19 protein-coding genes are annotated in these 16,342 nt (G+C 68.3%); 7 read left to right on the top strand and 12 right to left on the bottom strand.

Going from position 1 to position 16,342, the window contains the following annotated elements; genetic code table 11:
- Positions 1-98: 98 nt before the first annotated feature.
- The 3 genes from ctaD to AC2D10_RS07120 form a co-directional block, all read right to left on the bottom strand.
- On the bottom strand, positions 99-1,859 hold the full coding sequence (gene ctaD, locus AC2D10_RS07110; RefSeq protein WP_484711366.1) for an aa3-type cytochrome oxidase subunit I: 1,761 nt from the start codon (positions 1,857-1,859) through the stop codon (positions 99-101).
- A 109-nt stretch (positions 1,860-1,968) separates the two neighbouring features.
- Positions 1,969-2,721 carry an MBL fold metallo-hydrolase gene (locus AC2D10_RS07115; RefSeq protein WP_484711369.1) on the bottom strand — a complete coding sequence of 251 codons (753 nt, stop codon included), beginning with the start codon at positions 2,719-2,721 and terminating at the stop codon, positions 1,969-1,971.
- The gene (locus AC2D10_RS07120) at positions 2,718-3,200 is read right to left on the bottom strand and encodes a DUF6098 family protein (RefSeq protein ID WP_484711370.1); all 483 of its coding nucleotides are present in this window, start codon (positions 3,198-3,200) and stop codon (positions 2,718-2,720) included. The genes AC2D10_RS07115 and AC2D10_RS07120 overlap by 4 nt, the downstream gene beginning before the upstream one ends.
- Before the next feature lie 188 nt (positions 3,201-3,388).
- Between AC2D10_RS07120 and AC2D10_RS07125 the strand changes: the two genes are divergently transcribed.
- Entirely contained in the window at positions 3,389-3,862 is a 474-nt protein-coding gene (locus AC2D10_RS07125) for a DUF4383 domain-containing protein (RefSeq protein WP_484711373.1), read from the top strand.
- A gap of 6 nt (positions 3,863-3,868) precedes the next feature.
- On the opposite strand, the gene AC2D10_RS07130 is transcribed toward AC2D10_RS07125, so the two are convergent.
- The 4 genes from AC2D10_RS07130 to AC2D10_RS07145 form a co-directional block, all read right to left on the bottom strand.
- Positions 3,869-4,363, bottom strand: coding sequence for a GAF domain-containing protein (locus AC2D10_RS07130; RefSeq protein WP_484711375.1), 495 nt, complete (start codon positions 4,361-4,363; stop codon positions 3,869-3,871).
- Between the two features lie 13 nt (positions 4,364-4,376).
- Positions 4,377-4,874: a metallophosphoesterase family protein gene (locus AC2D10_RS07135; protein ID WP_484711377.1), complete on the bottom strand. Its 498-nt coding sequence runs from the start codon at positions 4,872-4,874 to the stop codon at positions 4,377-4,379.
- A gap of 155 nt (positions 4,875-5,029) precedes the next feature.
- Positions 5,030-5,974 carry a PDR/VanB family oxidoreductase gene (locus AC2D10_RS07140; RefSeq protein WP_484711379.1) on the bottom strand — a complete coding sequence of 315 codons (945 nt, stop codon included), beginning with the start codon at positions 5,972-5,974 and terminating at the stop codon, positions 5,030-5,032.
- Complete coding sequence (locus AC2D10_RS07145; protein WP_484711381.1) at positions 5,975-6,601, bottom strand: MSMEG_1061 family FMN-dependent PPOX-type flavoprotein; 627 nt, start codon at positions 6,599-6,601, stop codon at positions 5,975-5,977. It lies immediately after the preceding gene.
- A gap of 240 nt (positions 6,602-6,841) precedes the next feature.
- Between AC2D10_RS07145 and AC2D10_RS07150 the strand changes: the two genes are divergently transcribed.
- From AC2D10_RS07150 to AC2D10_RS07160, 3 genes are all read left to right on the top strand, one after another.
- On the top strand, positions 6,842-7,990 hold the full coding sequence (locus AC2D10_RS07150; RefSeq protein ID WP_484711382.1) for a zinc-dependent alcohol dehydrogenase: 1,149 nt from the start codon (positions 6,842-6,844) through the stop codon (positions 7,988-7,990).
- Positions 7,991-7,992: 2 nt separating this feature from the next.
- On the top strand, positions 7,993-8,556 hold the full coding sequence (locus tag AC2D10_RS07155; protein ID WP_484711384.1) for a hypothetical protein: 564 nt from the start codon (positions 7,993-7,995) through the stop codon (positions 8,554-8,556).
- A gap of 77 nt (positions 8,557-8,633) precedes the next feature.
- The gene (locus AC2D10_RS07160) at positions 8,634-9,170 is read left to right on the top strand and encodes a hypothetical protein (protein ID WP_484711385.1); all 537 of its coding nucleotides are present in this window, start codon (positions 8,634-8,636) and stop codon (positions 9,168-9,170) included.
- A gap of 83 nt (positions 9,171-9,253) precedes the next feature.
- On the opposite strand, the gene AC2D10_RS07165 is transcribed toward AC2D10_RS07160, so the two are convergent.
- Positions 9,254-9,862, bottom strand: a complete 609-nt coding sequence (locus AC2D10_RS07165; RefSeq protein ID WP_484711828.1) for a hypothetical protein — start codon at positions 9,860-9,862, stop codon at positions 9,254-9,256.
- A gap of 343 nt (positions 9,863-10,205) precedes the next feature.
- Between AC2D10_RS07165 and AC2D10_RS07170 the strand changes: the two genes are divergently transcribed.
- Complete coding sequence (locus AC2D10_RS07170) at positions 10,206-11,294, top strand: YihY/virulence factor BrkB family protein (protein WP_484711387.1); 1,089 nt, start codon at positions 10,206-10,208, stop codon at positions 11,292-11,294.
- A 10-nt stretch (positions 11,295-11,304) separates the two neighbouring features.
- Here the strand turns inward: AC2D10_RS07170 and ykgO are convergent, their stop codons facing one another.
- Positions 11,305-11,427: a type B 50S ribosomal protein L36 gene (gene ykgO / locus AC2D10_RS07175; RefSeq protein ID WP_036311902.1), complete on the bottom strand. Its 123-nt coding sequence runs from the start codon at positions 11,425-11,427 to the stop codon at positions 11,305-11,307.
- Positions 11,428-11,509: 82 nt separating this feature from the next.
- Here ykgO and AC2D10_RS07180 point away from each other — a divergent pair, with 82 nt between their 5' ends.
- On the top strand, positions 11,510-12,520 hold the full coding sequence (locus tag AC2D10_RS07180) for a GTP-binding protein (protein ID WP_484711388.1): 1,011 nt from the start codon (positions 11,510-11,512) through the stop codon (positions 12,518-12,520).
- Between the two features lie 29 nt (positions 12,521-12,549).
- Positions 12,550-12,987, top strand: a complete 438-nt coding sequence (locus AC2D10_RS07185; protein ID WP_484711390.1) for an SRPBCC family protein — start codon at positions 12,550-12,552, stop codon at positions 12,985-12,987.
- A gap of 28 nt (positions 12,988-13,015) precedes the next feature.
- Here the strand turns inward: AC2D10_RS07185 and AC2D10_RS07190 are convergent, their stop codons facing one another.
- From AC2D10_RS07190 to AC2D10_RS07200, 3 genes are all read right to left on the bottom strand, one after another.
- On the bottom strand, positions 13,016-14,680 hold the full coding sequence (locus tag AC2D10_RS07190; protein WP_484711392.1) for an alpha-amylase family protein: 1,665 nt from the start codon (positions 14,678-14,680) through the stop codon (positions 13,016-13,018).
- Complete coding sequence (locus tag AC2D10_RS07195) at positions 14,677-15,642, bottom strand: TIGR03885 family FMN-dependent LLM class oxidoreductase (RefSeq protein WP_484711393.1); 966 nt, start codon at positions 15,640-15,642, stop codon at positions 14,677-14,679. Before AC2D10_RS07195 ends, AC2D10_RS07190 begins: the two co-directional genes overlap by 4 nt.
- A gap of 87 nt (positions 15,643-15,729) precedes the next feature.
- The gene (locus AC2D10_RS07200; RefSeq protein ID WP_484711394.1) at positions 15,730-16,146 is read right to left on the bottom strand and encodes a hypothetical protein; all 417 of its coding nucleotides are present in this window, start codon (positions 16,144-16,146) and stop codon (positions 15,730-15,732) included.
- Positions 16,147-16,342: the final 196 nt, after the last annotated feature.

Genomic DNA, 16,342 nt, shown 5'->3' on the forward strand with positions numbered 1-16,342 from the left:
TGCCTCGACCGTACCCGCGTCCGTCGTCGGCGGCGAAAGGGTTGCGCGCCGCCGTGTTCGCTACTAGTAGGCGCCCGCGGCCGGGCCCACCAGCGCTGTCAGCGTCGGTCGGGAGGTGTGCCTTCGCCGGACGCTGCCCCCTCATCCGGCGAAGGAGCATTGGGGCGCTCGGGCACCGGCTCGGGGTGGTTCATGTCGAACGCCGGGCGCTCGCTGCGGATCCGCGGCATCGACGTGAAGTTGTGCCGCGGGGGCGGACACGAGGTCGCCCATTCGAGCGAGGCGCCGTAGCCCCAGGGATCGTCGACGGTCACCTTCGGCGCCTTGCGGGCCGTGATCCAGATATTCAGGAAGAACGGTAGCATCGAGGCGCCGAGAATCATCGCCCCGACGGTCGAGATCTGGTTCTCCCACGTGAACTGGTCCTGATCGGCGTAGTCGGCGTACCGACGCGGCATGCCCTCGACACCGAGCCAGTGGTGGATCAGGAACGTCATGTGGAAGCCGATGAACAGCATCCAGAAGTGCACGTAGCCGAGGCGCTCGTTGAGCATGCGGCCGGTCCACTTCGGCCACCAGAAGTAGAAGCCCGAGAACATGGCGAACACGACGGTGCCGAACACGACGTAGTGGAAGTGCGCGACGACGAAGTAGGTGTCGTGGATCGGGAAGTCCAGCGGCGGGGAGGCGAGGATGACGCCGGTGAGACCGCCGAAGATGAACGTCACCAGGAACCCGAGTGCGAACACCATCGGTGTCTCGAAGGTCACCGACCCGCGCCACATGGTGCCGATCCAGTTGAAGATCTTCACGCCCGTCGGCACCGCGATGAACATGGTGAGCAGCGCGAAGAACGGCAGCAGCACGCCACCCGTCACGTACATGTGGTGTGCCCAGACGGCGACCGAATACGCGGCGATGGCGATCGTGGCGTAGACGATCGTCTTGTAGCCGAACAGCGGCTTGCGGCTGAAGACCGGGAAGACCTCCGAGACGATGCCGAAGAACGGCAGCGCGATCACGTAGACCTCGGGGTGGCCGAAGAACCAGAACAGGTGCTGCCACAGCAGCACTCCCCCGTTCTGGGGGTCGAAGATGTGTGCGCCGAGGAGGCGGTCGGCGGATGCCGCGAACAGGGCCGCCGCGAGCACCGGAAACGCCATCAGCACGAGCAGGCTGGTGATGAGCGTGTTCCAGGTGAAGATCGGCATCCGCCACATCGTCATACCGGGGGCGCGCATCGTGGTGATCGTGGTGATGAAGTTCACCGCGCCGAGGATGGTTCCGAAGCCCGAGATGCCGAGTCCCAGCATCCACAGATTGCCGCCGATTCCCGGCGAGAAGGTCGCACTCGCGAGCGGCTGATACGCCGTCCACCCGAACGACGCCGAGCCCTGCGGAGTGAGGAACCCCGACACCGCGATGCAGGATCCGAACAGGAACAGCCAGAACGAGAACGCGTTCAGGCGCGGGAAGGCGACGTCGGGGGCACCGATCTGCAGCGGCATGATCGCGTTCGCGAATCCGGCGAACAACGGCGTCGCGAACATCAGCAGCATGATCGTGCCGTGCATCGTGAACAGCTGGTTGTACTGCTCCTTCGTCGGCACGATCTGCATGCCGGGCGCGAAGAGCTCGGCGCGGATCACCAGCGCCATCACACCCCCGAGCAGGAAGAACACCACCGACGCGATCAGGTACATGTACCCGATCGTCTTGTGGTCAGTGGACGTGATCCACTTGACGACGATGTTGCCCTTCTGCTCGACGCGCGAGCGACTCATGAGGGCGGCCTGACGGGCAGCAGAGTTCGAGGGCGACGGCACGGCGGCGGCGGGCGGCGGCTGTGTACTGGTCATGCGGACTCCGGGGACGAGGAGGCGGAAGGAGCGGAGCACTGGATGCCGCTGACGGTAGAACCGTCAGCGGAATCGAAAAGAGGGCCTTGCCAGAGGAGATGCGCGTGCGCTAGTGCGGTCCGCGTCGTCGGGCCTCTGCGGTGGCGGCAGCCACCCCCTCGGTGTGGGGAGCGCCATGACCGGGCAGGATCAGCTGCGCTCCCGTGTCTTCGATGGTGTCGAGCGAGCGCAGGGCCTCCTCACTGTCGGCGGTCGCCGCCCGCGCCACGATCTGCGCACCCGTGCGGCCCGTATACGGGTCGAGGGTGACGAGAGCGTCTCCCGAGATCAACACCCCGCTGTCCTCGAAGAGATACGAGCAGTGTCCGTCGGTGTGCCCCGGCGTCCACAGCGTGATGGGCGACCCCGGCGCATCGGCCGGATGCTGGTGGTGCACGCGTCCGAGCGCGTCGACTCCACGGATGCCGAGCGCGCCGTTGAGCGCCATGCGCGTGATCACGGGGATGCCGCGGGGGTGCGACAGCAGGTACGGCACCCGCGGGGTCGCCGGGCGGTAGCGATACGGATGCCGCGCGAGACGCGCATCGCGCGGATGCACCAGCACCTGTGCCCCCATTCCACGGATCTCGCGCGCGAGACCGACGTGGTCGAAGTGGCCGTGCGTGAGCAGCACGGCGTCGATGTCGGACTCCTGCGCGCCCAGATGAGCGAGGAGCCCGCGCAGCACCTTCCGCGTGCCCGGCAGGCCGGCATCGACGAGGGTCAGCCCCTCGGGTCGCCGCACGAGGTAGCAGTTGACGTCGGCGACGCAGAGCCGGAAGATTCCCGGCGAGACCTCCGACCACGAACGATGCTCGCTCATCCGTCGCTCCCGTCGTCGTCGGCCGGCCCGCGTCCGGCATCGAACTGCCTCTCATAGCGCTCCCGCGCCTCTTCCAGCAGCTCCTCGTCGAGCACCGCGACCGGCTCGACATCACGCAGCAGCGGCTCGCAGTCCGGACCCCGCCCGCACTCCTCGCCCCGCAGAATCCAGGCGATGCGCTCCGGCTCCTTCTCGGCGAGATGCCGGTACTGCGACAGCTGTCTTGCGAGCCAGTCCTCGAGCGGACGCGTCCACCACGCCTCGGGATCCAAGGGGTTGACCGACAGCCCCGGAAGCTCGAGACCGCTCTCGGTGTCGATGCTGTGCCGGCTCATGTCGTCGTCCGGTCCCGCCGAGTAGCGCACATGCAGGCCGGGGCACGCGCGCACCACGGCGGCGAGCTGGGCGAGATGCGGAACACGGCGGAGAGGCTGAGCGCGGGCGTCCGTGGACCCCCGCGCATTCATCAGATCGGACATGCGGCGAGGTTAGGAAGTGGCTCATCACTGTCTGCAGGGTCTTGACAGATCCCGTGTGGAGGGGACAGGCGAGCGTTCCGCGCGTACCGGCACAGAAAATACCGAACCACGAACGGCCGTGTCAACACCCTGCGCTCGCTTCTGCGGAGACCGCTAACTTCACCAGCATCCATCGACAAGGAGGCACCATGAGTGATGTACGAAACCGCGGCGGCTACGCGGCGACCCCCATCCAGAAGACGGCGCTGATCGTCGGCATCGTCTTCCTGCTCGTCGGCGTGGCCGGGTTCATCCCCGGAGTCACGCACTCGCACGAGAACCTGCAAGGCGCAGGCCCCGATTCCGAGGCCCTGCTGATGGGGGTCTTCCAGGTGTCCGTCCTGCACAACTTCGTGCACCTGCTGTACGCGGTCGCCGGTATCGCGCTGGCCGCCAAGGCGCGCGCATCGCGCTTCTACCTGATCATCGGTGGCCTCGGCTACCTGGTGGTCTGGCTGTACGGTCTGATCGCGGTCAACAACGACCAGATCAACTTCCTGCCCGTGAACGACGCCGACAACTGGCTGCACCTCGTGCTCGCGATCGGCATGGTGCTGCTCGGCATCTTCGTCAGCCGTGACGCGCGGGTTCCGAACAACGGCCCGGGCGCCGCGCGCGCCTGACCACCCTCACGGCTCTCCGTCGCGTTCCCACAACGCGGCGGAGAGCCGTGTCGTGTGCGGATGAGTGATGCGCTGCCAGTTGCGCCCACCGCGGGCGAAGGTCTGTGCCACCGCAGCGGGAACATCGAGCGGATCGACCGGCTGCGGCATCCATTGGCACTCCCGCACGTGCACAAGGTCGACGCGGGCGGCCTCCGGATCCGCGTCGTACCGCCAGGGCCCCCGAAGCCTTCCGAGCCGCAGCATCCCGTCGACATCACGCGTCCAAACGGACGCTCCGTCGGGCACGGCCGCGAACCGTTCGAGTCGACGCGCCATCCGCTCGCCGTGGCGTTCGTCAACCGCGGCGAGCGCGTCGGCCCACGAGTGCGGCGGCGAGTCCAGCCGTCCGCCGATACCGCAGACTCCGAGCGCCAGCGCCCGCTCCACCGCCGCCGCGTCGTCGGCGACCGCATCGTCGCACGACCGCATCGGTGCGCGGTAGGTCCCCGGCTCACTCACCGCATCGGCCCCGTCATGACAGGGGCACGAGCGTCGCGTCGATGCGTCGCTCGTCGATCTCGACCGTCATCATGGTGCAGACCGGCTGACGGCGGCGGTCGGTCGGCGACCCGGGGTTGAGCAGGCGCATGCCGGCGGGCGACACCGTGTCCCAGGGGATGTGCGAGTGTCCGAAGATGAGCAGGTCGGTGTCGGGGAACGCCGCATCCATCCGCTGCTCGCGCCGCGTCGCCGGACCCGTCTCGTGGATGACCGCGACCCCGAGGCCTTCGATCGTCAGTCGTGCGATCTCGGGAAGCCGCGCGTGCAGCTCGGGGCCGTCGTTGTTTCCCGCGACGCCGACCAGCGTGCGGGCGCGGGATTCGAGCAGGTCGAGGGTGGCGACGTCGATCCAGTCCCCCGCGTGCACGACGATGTCGGCAGCGTCGACGGCGCGCAGCACGGCATCGGGCAGATGTTTCGCGCGCGCCGGAACGTGAGTGTCGGCGAGCAGCAGCAGAGAGGTCGTCACCCTTCGATCCTGCCCGACGCCCTCACCGCGGGCCACCCCCGTGCCGGCTCCGGTCCGCCCCGTTCATAACTCAGCAGAAACGTGCGCTGAACGCCCGGATCGAGGCGTTCCGGCACTCGACGCCGAGATTCTTGCTGAATTATGAACGCCCGGGCTCAGGCGTCGACGACCAGGGTCGGCGTGACCGATCGCGACACGCACGGGTAGATCGTGAGCGACTCGTCGTCGCCGGTCAGTGAATCGCGATGCTCGGGCGTTCCGTCGAGCACGTTCAGCGCGCACGAGCCGCAGATGCCGCGCAGGCACGAACCCTCGACCGGCACCCCGGCACCCTGCAGCGCCTCGAGCATCGACCGCTGTGCAGGCACCTCCACCGTCACATCCGACCGGGTGCACACGACCGTGAACACCTCGTTCGGCCGATGCTCGCGCTGTCGGGGCTCGAAGCGCTCGACGTGGATGCTGCCACCCCCGGGCAGCACGCCGTCGAGAGCGGTCAGCGCGTCGATGAATCCCTGCGGACCACAGGCGTAGACCGCGGTCCCCGGTGCCGCCCCTGCGAGCAGTGCCGCGAGGTCGAGCCGACCGGACTCGCCGCTCACGTGCGTCGTGGCGCGCTCCCCGAGGGCGGCGAGGTCGTCCGCGAAGGCGACGTCATCACGGGCCCGGGCCAGATACGTCATCCGCCAGTCCGCGCCTTCGGCGGCGAGGTGGCGCGCCATCGACAGGATCGGCGTGAGACCGATCCCCGCCGCGAGCAGCAGGTATGACGGGGCATCGGCGAGCGAGAACAGGTTGCGCGGCGGACGCACCCACACGCGACTGCCCACGCGCAGGAAGCTGTGGATGTAGTGCGAGCCCCCGCGTGAGAACGGCTCCCGGCGCACGGCGATCCGGTACGCACCGACGTCCGCGGGGTCGCCGCAGAGCGAGTACTGACGTTCGTGCCGGGTGACCAGCTGCACGTCGATGTGCGCGCCGGGCTGCCAGGGCGGCAGTGGCGATCCGTCGGGTGCTTCGAGGCGGATGCTGACGATCGAGGGGGTCTCGGTGACGATCTCGCGCACCACGAGCGTCATCATCCCTGTGCGGGAGCGCATTCAGTACAGCGCCCGGTACGCGCCGGTCATCGCGTCGTCGATCACGTCGCCGACGGTGGGGTCCCAGCCCGACATGCTCGCCCAGATCTGTCCTGAGCTCGGCACCTCGGCGGCCAGATCCTGCATCTCGGCGTCCCAGAGCCCGGCGCGCAGCAGAGCGCGCCCGCAGTGCAGGTAGACCTGCTCGGTGCGGATCACGATGGCGAGATCGGGCACCGCGTGATCCTGCTCCAGCATCCGCAGCAGCGCCGGGTCGTTGGTCACCGTCGCGGTTCCGTTGACGCGCAGCGTCTCGCTCATGCCAGGCACGAAGCACAGCAGTCCGACGTGGCCGTTGTCGATGATGTTGCTCATCGAGTCGGCGATCTTGTTGCCGAGCCGGTCCGGGATCACGAGGGTCTGCGCATCGAGTGCCCGCACGAACCCCGGGTAGTCACCGCGGGGTGAGCAGTCGCAGTTGCCCGCGGCATCCGACGTCGACAGACAGCAGAACGGCGAATGCGCGAGGAAGGCGAGGCAGTTGTCGTCGAGATGATCGGTGATCTTCTGCGTCGTGGGCGGGTCCGGCTCCCCGAGGACCGACCGGAGATAGGCCATGTCGACAGCCGGGAACGCGGAGATGTCCATTCTTCGACGGTATCCCAGCGTTGCGGACAGGTCAGCGTCGCCCGGGCACAGCGTCGCGGGCCGGGGGTGTGCCGTCGACACACAGTCGCGTCGAATCCCCTGTCCTCGCGCACACGGCTCGTCTCGCGAAAATACGCGCTCCTCGCCGCCCCGTCAACACCCTCTCCACCCTCGTCCGCGCCCCGATAGCTTCGCCTGCATCCCAGATATCCACGCCGCCACGGCCGGAGAGGACACCCCATGCGCGCCATGACCTACCGCGGACCGTACAAGATCCAGGTGACCGAGAAACCGATGCCGAAGATCGAGCATCCGAACGACGCGATCGTGCGCGTCACGCACGCCGCCGTGTGCGGGTCGGACCTGCACCTGTTCCACGGGCTCCTGCCCGACACCCGCGTCGGGCACACCTTCGGGCACGAGATCGTGGGGGTGGTGCACGAGGTCGGATCGTCGGTGAGCAGCCTGTCGGTCGGCGATCGGGTGATGGTGCCTTTCAACATCTCGTGCGGCTCGTGCTACTTCTGCACCCGCGGGCTGCTGTCGAACTGTCACAACGTGAACCCGAACGCGACCGCGGTCGGCGGCATCTACGGCTACTCGCACACGGCCGGCGGATACGACGGCGGACAGGCGGAGTTCGTGCGCGTCCCGTTCGCCGATGTGGGCCCCGAAGTCCTGCCCGAGTGGCTGTCGGCCGAAGACGCGCTGATGCTCACCGACGCCTTCTCGACCGGGTACTTCGGGGCGCAGCTGGGCGAGATCAGCGAGGGCGACACGGTCGCGGTGTTCGGCGCCGGCCCCGTCGGTCTCGCCGCCGCCCGCTCGGCGTGGTTCTTCGGCGCCGGTCGGGTGATCGTCGTCGACCATGTGGACTATCGCCTCGAGAAGGCCCGGCAGTTCGCGCACGCCGAGACCATGCACATCGCCGAGGAGAACGACATCGTGCTCTCGATGAAGCGCGCGACCGGTCACCTCGGCGCCGACGTGGCGATCGATGCGGCGGGAGCAGAGGCGGACGGGAGTGTGCTGCAGCACGTCACCGGCGCGAAGCTCAAGCTGCAGGGCGGGTCGCCCGTGGCGCTGAACTGGGCCATCGACTCGGTGCGCAAGGGCGGCACGGTCTCGGTCATCGGCGCGTACGGACCGCTGGGGTCATCGGTGCGCTTCGGCGACGCGGTCAACAAGGGACTCACGATCCGCGCGAATCAGGCGCCGGTGAAACGGCAGTGGCCGCGCCTGCTCGAGCACATCCAGGCGGGTCACGTGCGCCCGAGCGAGCTGCTCACGCACCGCTTCCCGCTCGAGCACATCGGCGAGGCGTACCACGTGTTCTCGTCGAAGCTCGACGACTGCATCAAACCGCTGATCACGATCGGAGAGGACTGACCATGCCGTACGAGAGCGCCAAGCCGTTGCTGGCACCGACCGCCGACGAGCTCCGCGCGCGCGTGCCCGGATGGGGCGCCGACTCCGCTCCCGAGCACCGCCGCACCTGGCAGCAGCTCGAGGACTACGGCGACACCGGAGCGACGTGGACCTTCCCCGACCGCCAGGCCGGAGGAGAAAACCGCGAACGCTCGATCGAGCACGGGATGCTGCCGCCGGTGTTCGGCACGGCGCAGCCCCTGCACGGGGTGTCGGGAGCGATCCGGCGATTCGCCTACGACAACCTCAGCGAGACCAAGAACACCCGGTGGCTGCTGCTGGTGCTCGGGGACCGCGTCGATTCCGTCGGCGCGCACCTGCGGTCGTTCCTCACCGCTCAGCCCGACAACCCGATCACGCAGACCGGGATCCTCGCCGAGCCGAAGCATCACCCGGTGCGGTCGCGCTTCGGCCGGGGCCGCGTCGACACGAAGCACACCTGGATGGACCCGATCATCGTCGCGGGCCCGTGGATCGCGGCAGTATGGCTCGGGGTCTCGGTCGTCCGCCGGGTGTTCCGACGCTGAGATTCCCACGTCTCCCGCGGGCCTCCGTTCCTTCACCCCGGCATCTCACCCCGCTCGCGCCGTCCTATGCTCGACGGGTGCATGACCGACTCATCGCGAAGCGATCGACCCCCACCCGGGCTCTCCTCATCGCAGCCGCGTTCGCGGCGGTGCAGGCGGCGATCTTCCTCGCCATGCTGCCGGTGCTGTCGCTGACCGCTCCGTCGATGCCGCCGGTCTACGCGGTCCTGGCCGGCGTCAACACCGCGCTGCCGTTCCTCGCGCGGGTGATCACCCGGGCACCCGGGACGGCGACGATCACTGCGGGCGTGACGGCGATCCTCGTGGTGGCGCTGTCACCCCTCGGCCTGCTCTCGGCAGTCCCGCTCCTCACGGCGGGGGTGCTGTTCGATCTGGTGTGCGGCCGCTCGGCGGTGTCGACCCGACGCCTCATCGTCGGCGGGGCCGCGGTCGCGGTGGCCCTGTTCCTCATCTCGCTCGCGGTGTTCTCGCCGGAGCACCTGGCTCCGTGGATGCTGGCGGCGACACTGCTCGGCCGACTGCTGGGCGAAGGCGTGGTCGTCGTGCTGGTCAGCGCGACGACACGACTTCTGCGTCGCGCGGGGATCCGCTAGCCGTACACGCCCGGCTCGGGCGTCTCGGCGGACTCGAGCAGACGCAGCTCGTGGCTCCGGGCGATCGCAGCCGAGGCGCCCGATCAGCGCCCGAGACCCACCCGGTCGACCTTGCGGTGGTAGCGCATGCCGGCGATGCCGCCCAGGATGGCGCCGATCAGCGTGACCACGGCGGCTCCGACCGCGGTGAGGACGCCGGTCGTGGTGGCCGTCTCGGGGGTCACGGGGATGCGGGGGAAGCCCTGCAGGTTCGACAGGATGTCCCACTGCGCACCGGCGATCGCGGTGACGACAGCCAGGATGACAGCGATGACCACGGCCCAGATCCAGACCGCGAGGCCCTGCTTGACCCCGCTGAACCGGGCCATGCGGCCGGCGACGTAGCCGCCGGCGAAGTAGGAGATCAACAGCACGAGAGTCAGCACGATCGCCGCGATGATGCCGGCCGGACCCATGACGGATTCCGCGGACTCCTCGGCTGACACGCCGTTGTTCATGCCGATCCCGGCGCCGATCGCCGTGGCGAGGGCGGTCAGCAGCACGGTGGTGCCCATGGCGGTGAGCCAGCCGAAGAAGGCGGAGCCGAACTTGAATCCGCCGAACTCGGCCTTCTCGCGTGCGTGGACGTCGTCGCGCAGGCTGCGGTTGTCGTCGTGGTGCGTCGTCGCACGGGCGGCTTCGGTCGCGCGCATGGGCTCGTCATTCTCGGAGCGGAGGCGGTCGGGCTCGGAGTGGGGGCGCTCGGACTCGGAGAGGGGACGCTCGGAGCGGAGGCGCTCGGACTCGGAGAGAGGACGCTCGGAGTGGGGGCGCTCGGCGCCGCGGTCGCTGCTGTTCATGCTCTGACCATGGCCTGCCCCGCCCCCGCAGCGAAGACGCTTGCACCGGCGGGGGATGGCGCGTATCCTCCCGCGGATTCCCTCACCGGCGTCGCGCTTTCTACACCCGTCGGCCCGCCCGTGCAAGGGCCCTGAACCGCCTGCGCACGCTGACTAGAAAAGAGAGCCCGTTCATTTCGCACGAGAAGGACACGCCATGGCCCGCTCCGCCCCCGCTTCTGACCGCACCGCTCCCGATCCCGAGTCGGGCGGTAAGCCGGACTCGCCCGATGATCTGCACAAGCGCTCCTGGAAGTACATCCTGCAGAAGACGATCCGCGAGTTCTCCTCCGATCAGTGCACCGACATCGCCGCGTCGCTGACCTACTACGCGGTGCTGTCGATCTTCCCGGGACTGATGGCGATCTTCTCGCTGCTCGGCGTCTTCGGCCAGGGCAAGGAAGCCAGTGACGCGGTGCTGGGCATCGTCGAGCAGGTGGCGCCCGGAGGCGCGGCCGAGACGATCCGCGGACCCATCGAGCAGATCGCGGACTCCCCCGGCGCCGGCTTCGCTCTCATCTCCGGAATCGTGCTCGCCATCTGGTCGGCCTCGGGATACGTCGGCGCGTTCAGCCGCGCCATGAACCGCATCTACGAGATCGAGGAGGGGCGTCCGTTCTGGAAGCTGAAGCCCGCGCAGCTGCTGGTGACCATCGTCTCGATCGTGCTGCTGGTGGTCGCGACCGTGATCCTCATCGTGTCCGGGCCGGTGGCTGACGCCATCGGTGACGCACTGGGCATCGGCGCGGTCGCGCAGACGATCTGGTCCATCGCCAAGTGGCCGGTGCTGGCGTTCATCGTCGTGCTGATCGTCGCGATCCTGTACTACGCGACGCCCAACGCGAAGCAGCCGAAGTTCCGCTGGATCAGCCTGGGAGCGCTTCTCGCGATCGTGGTGCTGGTCGTCAGCACCCTCGGCTTCGCGTTCTACGTGGCCAACTTCTCGAACTACGACCGCACCTACGGCTCGTTCGCCGGCATCATCATCTTCCTGCTGTGGCTGTGGATCGCGAATCTCGCCCTGCTGTTCGGTGCTGAGTTCGACGCAGAGCTCGAACGCGGTCGCCAGCTGCAGGCCGGAATAGCCGCCGAGGAGGACATCCAGCTGCCGGCGCGCGACACCCGCAAGAGCGACAAGGCGGCCGAGAAGGAGCAGAAGGACATCGACGAGGGCCGCCGTATCCGTCGCAATGCGGCGAAGGACGGGTCGGATGCCGCGCCCCAGAAGGGACGAGAACGCAGCTGACCCGCAGCGGTCAGCCCTGCCGGCCCTTGAACCGCGGGTTGAGCTTGTTGATCACGAAGACCCGGCCGCGGCGCCGCACGACCTGCGCGCCGGGCTGGTTCTTCAGGGACTTGAGTGATGCGCGAACCTTCATGATGACTCCTTATTGATAATGCTTCTCATTAACAGACTAGGGTGGGACGCAGAGGACGTCAACGAAGGAGAGCAGGTCACCCGTGGAGTTCAGTCAGCCCATCGCCGTCGTCGGAGTGTGCGTTCCGGAGCGGCGGGCATATGCCTCGCGTCTGGCGGACGCGACGGGCGGGCGTTTGCTGCGCGTGGTGGAGCGCACGCCGGGGCACCGCCCTGAGGTGATGGAGCTCGCGGCCGACCGCCCAGTGATGCGCGCCGAGCTGGTTCCTTTCGTGGCCGACGTGGCCGTGGAGCTCGACCTGCCGCATCTCGACCTCGTGACGCGCGGCGGGGCGACGGTCATCTGCGTCGTCGATGCCATGCACCTGCTCGATGATGTGAGCGACGGCGCTCCGCTGGTGGCGGATCCGCCCGCGGGCGACGACCGCGGAGACTTCGGAGCCCGAGCGCGTCGGGCGATCTCGCTGCTTGAAGGCGCAACCCTCATCACCTTCGTGAACTGGGATGCCGTGAGCACCGCCGACCTGTCGCTGTTGATGGCGGTCGCGTCGCACCTCAACCCGGCCGCGCGGGTGCGGCTGTCGCGCGGCCCGGCCGACGACGTCCGCGCACTGTTCGCCTCGCCACCCGCGTCGCCTGCGCTGCTGGAACGCGCGGGCTGGGTGCACGCGCTCAACGACGAGCACGACCCGCACATGACCGACGCGCAGGTCACCACGATCCGTTACGAGCAGCCGCGACCGTTCCATCCGGCGCGACTCTCTGCCGTGCTCGACGAGATCGACTCCGGACGCCACGGCGTCGTCCTGCGCTCGGCGGGCTTCTGCCGCCTCGCCACCCGCGCCTGCGTGCTGGCCCGGTGGGATCATGTCGGCTCCGCGATCTGGATCGATCCGCTGTCGTCCGGTATCGATGCCGCGTCGACCGGTCAGGACCTCGCCTTCACCGGTCACGATCTCGACGGCGCCGGACTGCACGCACTGCTCGATGCGGCCGCCGTCACCGATGCGGAATTCACCGCCGGGCCAGAGGCCTGGAGCCACTTCCCCGATCCTCTGCCGGTGTGGTCGGTGAGCGTGGACGAGAACTTCTGAGTGTCGGTGGCCGGGTCTAGTCTCGGCCCATGATCGACGTCGCCCGGGTCACCGGCCACTCTCCCGTCCACCCGTCACGCTTCTTCGAGCGGTGGTGCGATCTGCCCTCGCATCCGGAGTGGAGCGCGGGCATGGAGTACCTGCGGCTCGCTGAGCCGTTCGCCCTCGGCGCCCGCGGCGAGCTGAAGACGCGCACAGGGTCGCCCGCGCCCTTCGTCGTCACCGAGATCGTCGACGGCACGGTCTACGCCGACACCACGATCCTCGATGGCGCTGAGCTCACGGTGCGGCACGAGGCGGCGCCGGCGGAAGGCGGCGGCAGCGCGCTGCTGCTGACCGCGACCCTCCGCGGATCGCGCGAGTCCGAGTGGGCCGTGTCGATGGGTGATGGCGTGCAGCGCGATATCGAGGCCGACCTCGCGAGCCTGTCGGCACTGCTGGAACGGGAGGGGGCGGAGGAGGCCTGACGTTCGCTGACTGCCCCGCCCCCGCCGCTCAGGTGATGCGACCGTCGCCGGGGCGTGAGACGCGCAACCAGCGGTAGCCGTATGCCGGAACCTCCATCTCTACCCGCCCGTCCGGGCCCAGAGCGCTGCGCGACGGATCGAGCAGGTCCACGAGTGTGGTGCCCTCGGGCTCATCGCCCACTGTGAAGCTCGTACTCACCGGCACTTCGGCGAAGTTGTGCACCGCGATGAAGCGGCCTACATCGGCCGTGAGCGAGTGCACGAGCAGCGATTCCGCGGGCTGGTCGATGATCTGCAGGCTGCCCCAGCCGAGTTCCGGCGAGATCCGGTAGCACGAGGCAAGCGAGCGGATGAAGTGCAGCAGCGATCCGCTGTCATCGAGCTGGGCCGCGACGTTGACGTGCTCCGGCGCATACCCGTCGGACGGCGGTCGGGCGACGAGCCGGCTCGGAGCGACATCCGAGAATCCTCCGTTGCGGTCCGAGGACCATTGCATCGGAGTCCGCACCGCTTCACGCCCGGGGATGTCGATGTTCTCGCCCATGCCGATCTCCTCGCCGTAGAACAGCACGGGGGTGCCGGGCAGGGTGAAGAGCAGGCTGTAGGCCATGCGCACGCGGCGCGGGTCGCCGCCGAGCATCGGCGGGAGGCGCCGTGTGATTCCCCGGCCGAAGACCCGCTGCCGTTCGTCCGGTGCGAACGCCTCGAACACCTCCTGCCGCTCGCTGTCGGTGAGCTTGTCGAGGGTCAGTTCGTCGTGGTTGCGCAGGAAGTTCGCCCACTGCACCTCCGTGCCGAGCATGGGGCGGGCGAGCAGCGCCGAGATCAGAGGCGCAGGGTCGTTTCGGGCGAACGACAGGTACAGCGCCTGCATCCCGACGAAGTCGAACTGCATGGTGAGCTCGTCGCCCTCGTCGCCGCCGAAGTACTCCGCCTGCTTCTCATACGGCAGGTTGACCTCGCCGAGCAGGATCGCCTCGCTCGAACGACGCTGCAGGAACCGCCTGATGTCTCGCAACAGATCGTGCGGTTCGGGGATGCCGGCGCCCTCGGGAATCTCGAGGAGGAATGGCACGGCGTCGACGCGGAAGCCCGAGATGCCCAGCTGCAGCCAGAACCCGATGACCTTGGCGATCTCGTCGCGGACGTGGGGGTTGGCGATGTTCAGGTCGGGCTGGTGCTCGTAGAAGCTGTGCTGGTACCACTGCCCGGACTTCTCGTCTTTGCCCCAGATTCCGTTCGCCTGGCCGGGGAAGACGGCGTTCTTCTGCCCCTTCGGGGGCGCATCGTCGCGCCACACGTAGTAGTCCCGGTAGGGCGAGTCGACGCTGCGCTTCGCCGCGAGGAACCACGGATGCCGGTCGGACGTGTGGTTGATGACCAGGTCGACGATCACACGCATCCCGCGGTCACGGGCGGTGCGGATCACCTCGACGAGGTCGCCGTGCGTTCCCAGACGAGAGTCGATGCCGTAGAAGTCGCTGACGTCGTAGCCGTCGTCGCGGTCCGGGCTCGGATAGAACGGCATCAGCCAGAGGCAGGTGACGCCCGACTGCGAGAGGTAGTCGATCCGCTGGGAGAGACCCTGCAGGTCTCCGACGCCGTCGCCGTTCGAGTCGAGGAATGTCTCCACGTCGAGGCAGTAGATCACCGCCGTCTTCCACCAGAGGTCACTCGTGTCGGTGATCTTCACAGTCGCTCCTTCAGGGCGGGAATCAGTTCGGATGCCGAGGCGTCGAGGAATCGCGACTGCTCGGTGCCGACGTGGTGCACGTAGACGCGGTCGAACCCGATCTCGACGAGATCCGCGATGCGTCCGGCCAGTGCTGAGGCATCGTGGTCGATCAAGACGGACTTCCGCAGGCCCTCCTTGTCGAGCGCGGCGACTGCGGCCTCGAAGTCCTCCGGCTGTTCGAGGTCCCAGGTGGTCGGTGGCGAGAGCAGACCGTTGGTCCACTGATCGCGGGCGATGGCGAACGCCGCCTCGTCCGTCTCGGCGAGGCTGACATGCACCTGCAGGGTGCAGGGTCCCGTGCCTCCTGCGTCGCGGTAGCTGTCGACGACCCGCTGCAGTGCGGCCGGTTCCTGGGCGACCGTCGCGAGGCCCTGCGCCCAGGAGGCGGCCCATTCGGCGGTCTCAGCGCTCACCGCGGTCGCGAACAGCGGGGGCGGCTCGGCCGGCAGGCTCCACACCCTGGCGCGGTGGACCCGCACCAGCCCGTCATGGTCGACCTCCTCGCCGGCCATCAACCGACGGATGACGTCGACGCTCTCACGCAGTCGCTCGTTGCGGATGTCTTTCGCGGGCCAGCCTTCGCCGGTGACGTGCTCATTGACGGCCTCGCCGCTTCCCATCGCCGCCCAGAAGCGGCCGGGGAACATCTCCTCCAGCGTGGCGAAGGCCTGAGCGATCATCACCGGGTGATACCGCTGACCCGGAGCATTCACCATACCGATCGAGAAGTCGGTGCGGGCGAGCGCGGCAGCGATCCAGCTCAGCGCGAAACCGGACTCCCCTTGCGCCCGAGTCCAGGGGGCGAGGTGGTCGGAGCACATGGCTCCGTCGAATCCTGCGCGCTCAGCGCCGATGACGGCGTCCAGGAGCGCGCTGGGCGCGATCTGCTCGTGCGAGGCATGAAAACCAATGAACACCATGGGCCGAGTCTCGCAGGGAACGCGGCCTCGCGGCAGAGGTGGACACCCCGCGGCGGACCTGCGAGGATGCGGGGTTCGAGTCGGCCGTCAGAAGGTTCCCGAGGGTTGCAGGTTCCCGACGTAGACCACCTCGATGCTGCTCGGCGAAACGGTGATCGTGTAGGGGCTCCCAGCGGGGAACGGGCCGAGGATCTGCACAAGGCCGAGGTCACCAGACTCGCCACCCGCCGGCAGTTCGATGTTGTTCGTCAGCGTGACGACGTTGCCGTCTCGAACAGCGGTCCACGTCGGGGCCGCGTTCACGACTGTGTCTTCGATGGCGTCGATGTCGGGAAGGATGATCGTGATCTGCAGGGTACCGACTGGGTAGGAGACAGTCGACGTGGCCCCGTTGTAGTTGGTTCCGGTGAGATAGATTCCTGCGTCAGCGAAGGCGTTGCCGGTGAGGTAGAGAGTTCCACCGTCGATCTGCGAGGCAGCGGCGAGGGGGGCTGTCGTCGCCATGGCGATGACAGGTGTAGCCCAAGCCGCGCTCTGCAGAACGTTACGTCGAGTTATCCCGCGTGGGCTTGGCGTCTGTGGCTCATGTGTGGGTGTCATGGGCGCACCATATGAGGCGGGGCATTCTCCACGAACGGGGTTGCATTCCCTGATGTCGGGGCGTATCCATTGCGGCGAGGAGCGGCCCCCCGAGGTATCC

The organism is Microbacterium sp. PI-SA-G (assembly GCF_057215335.1).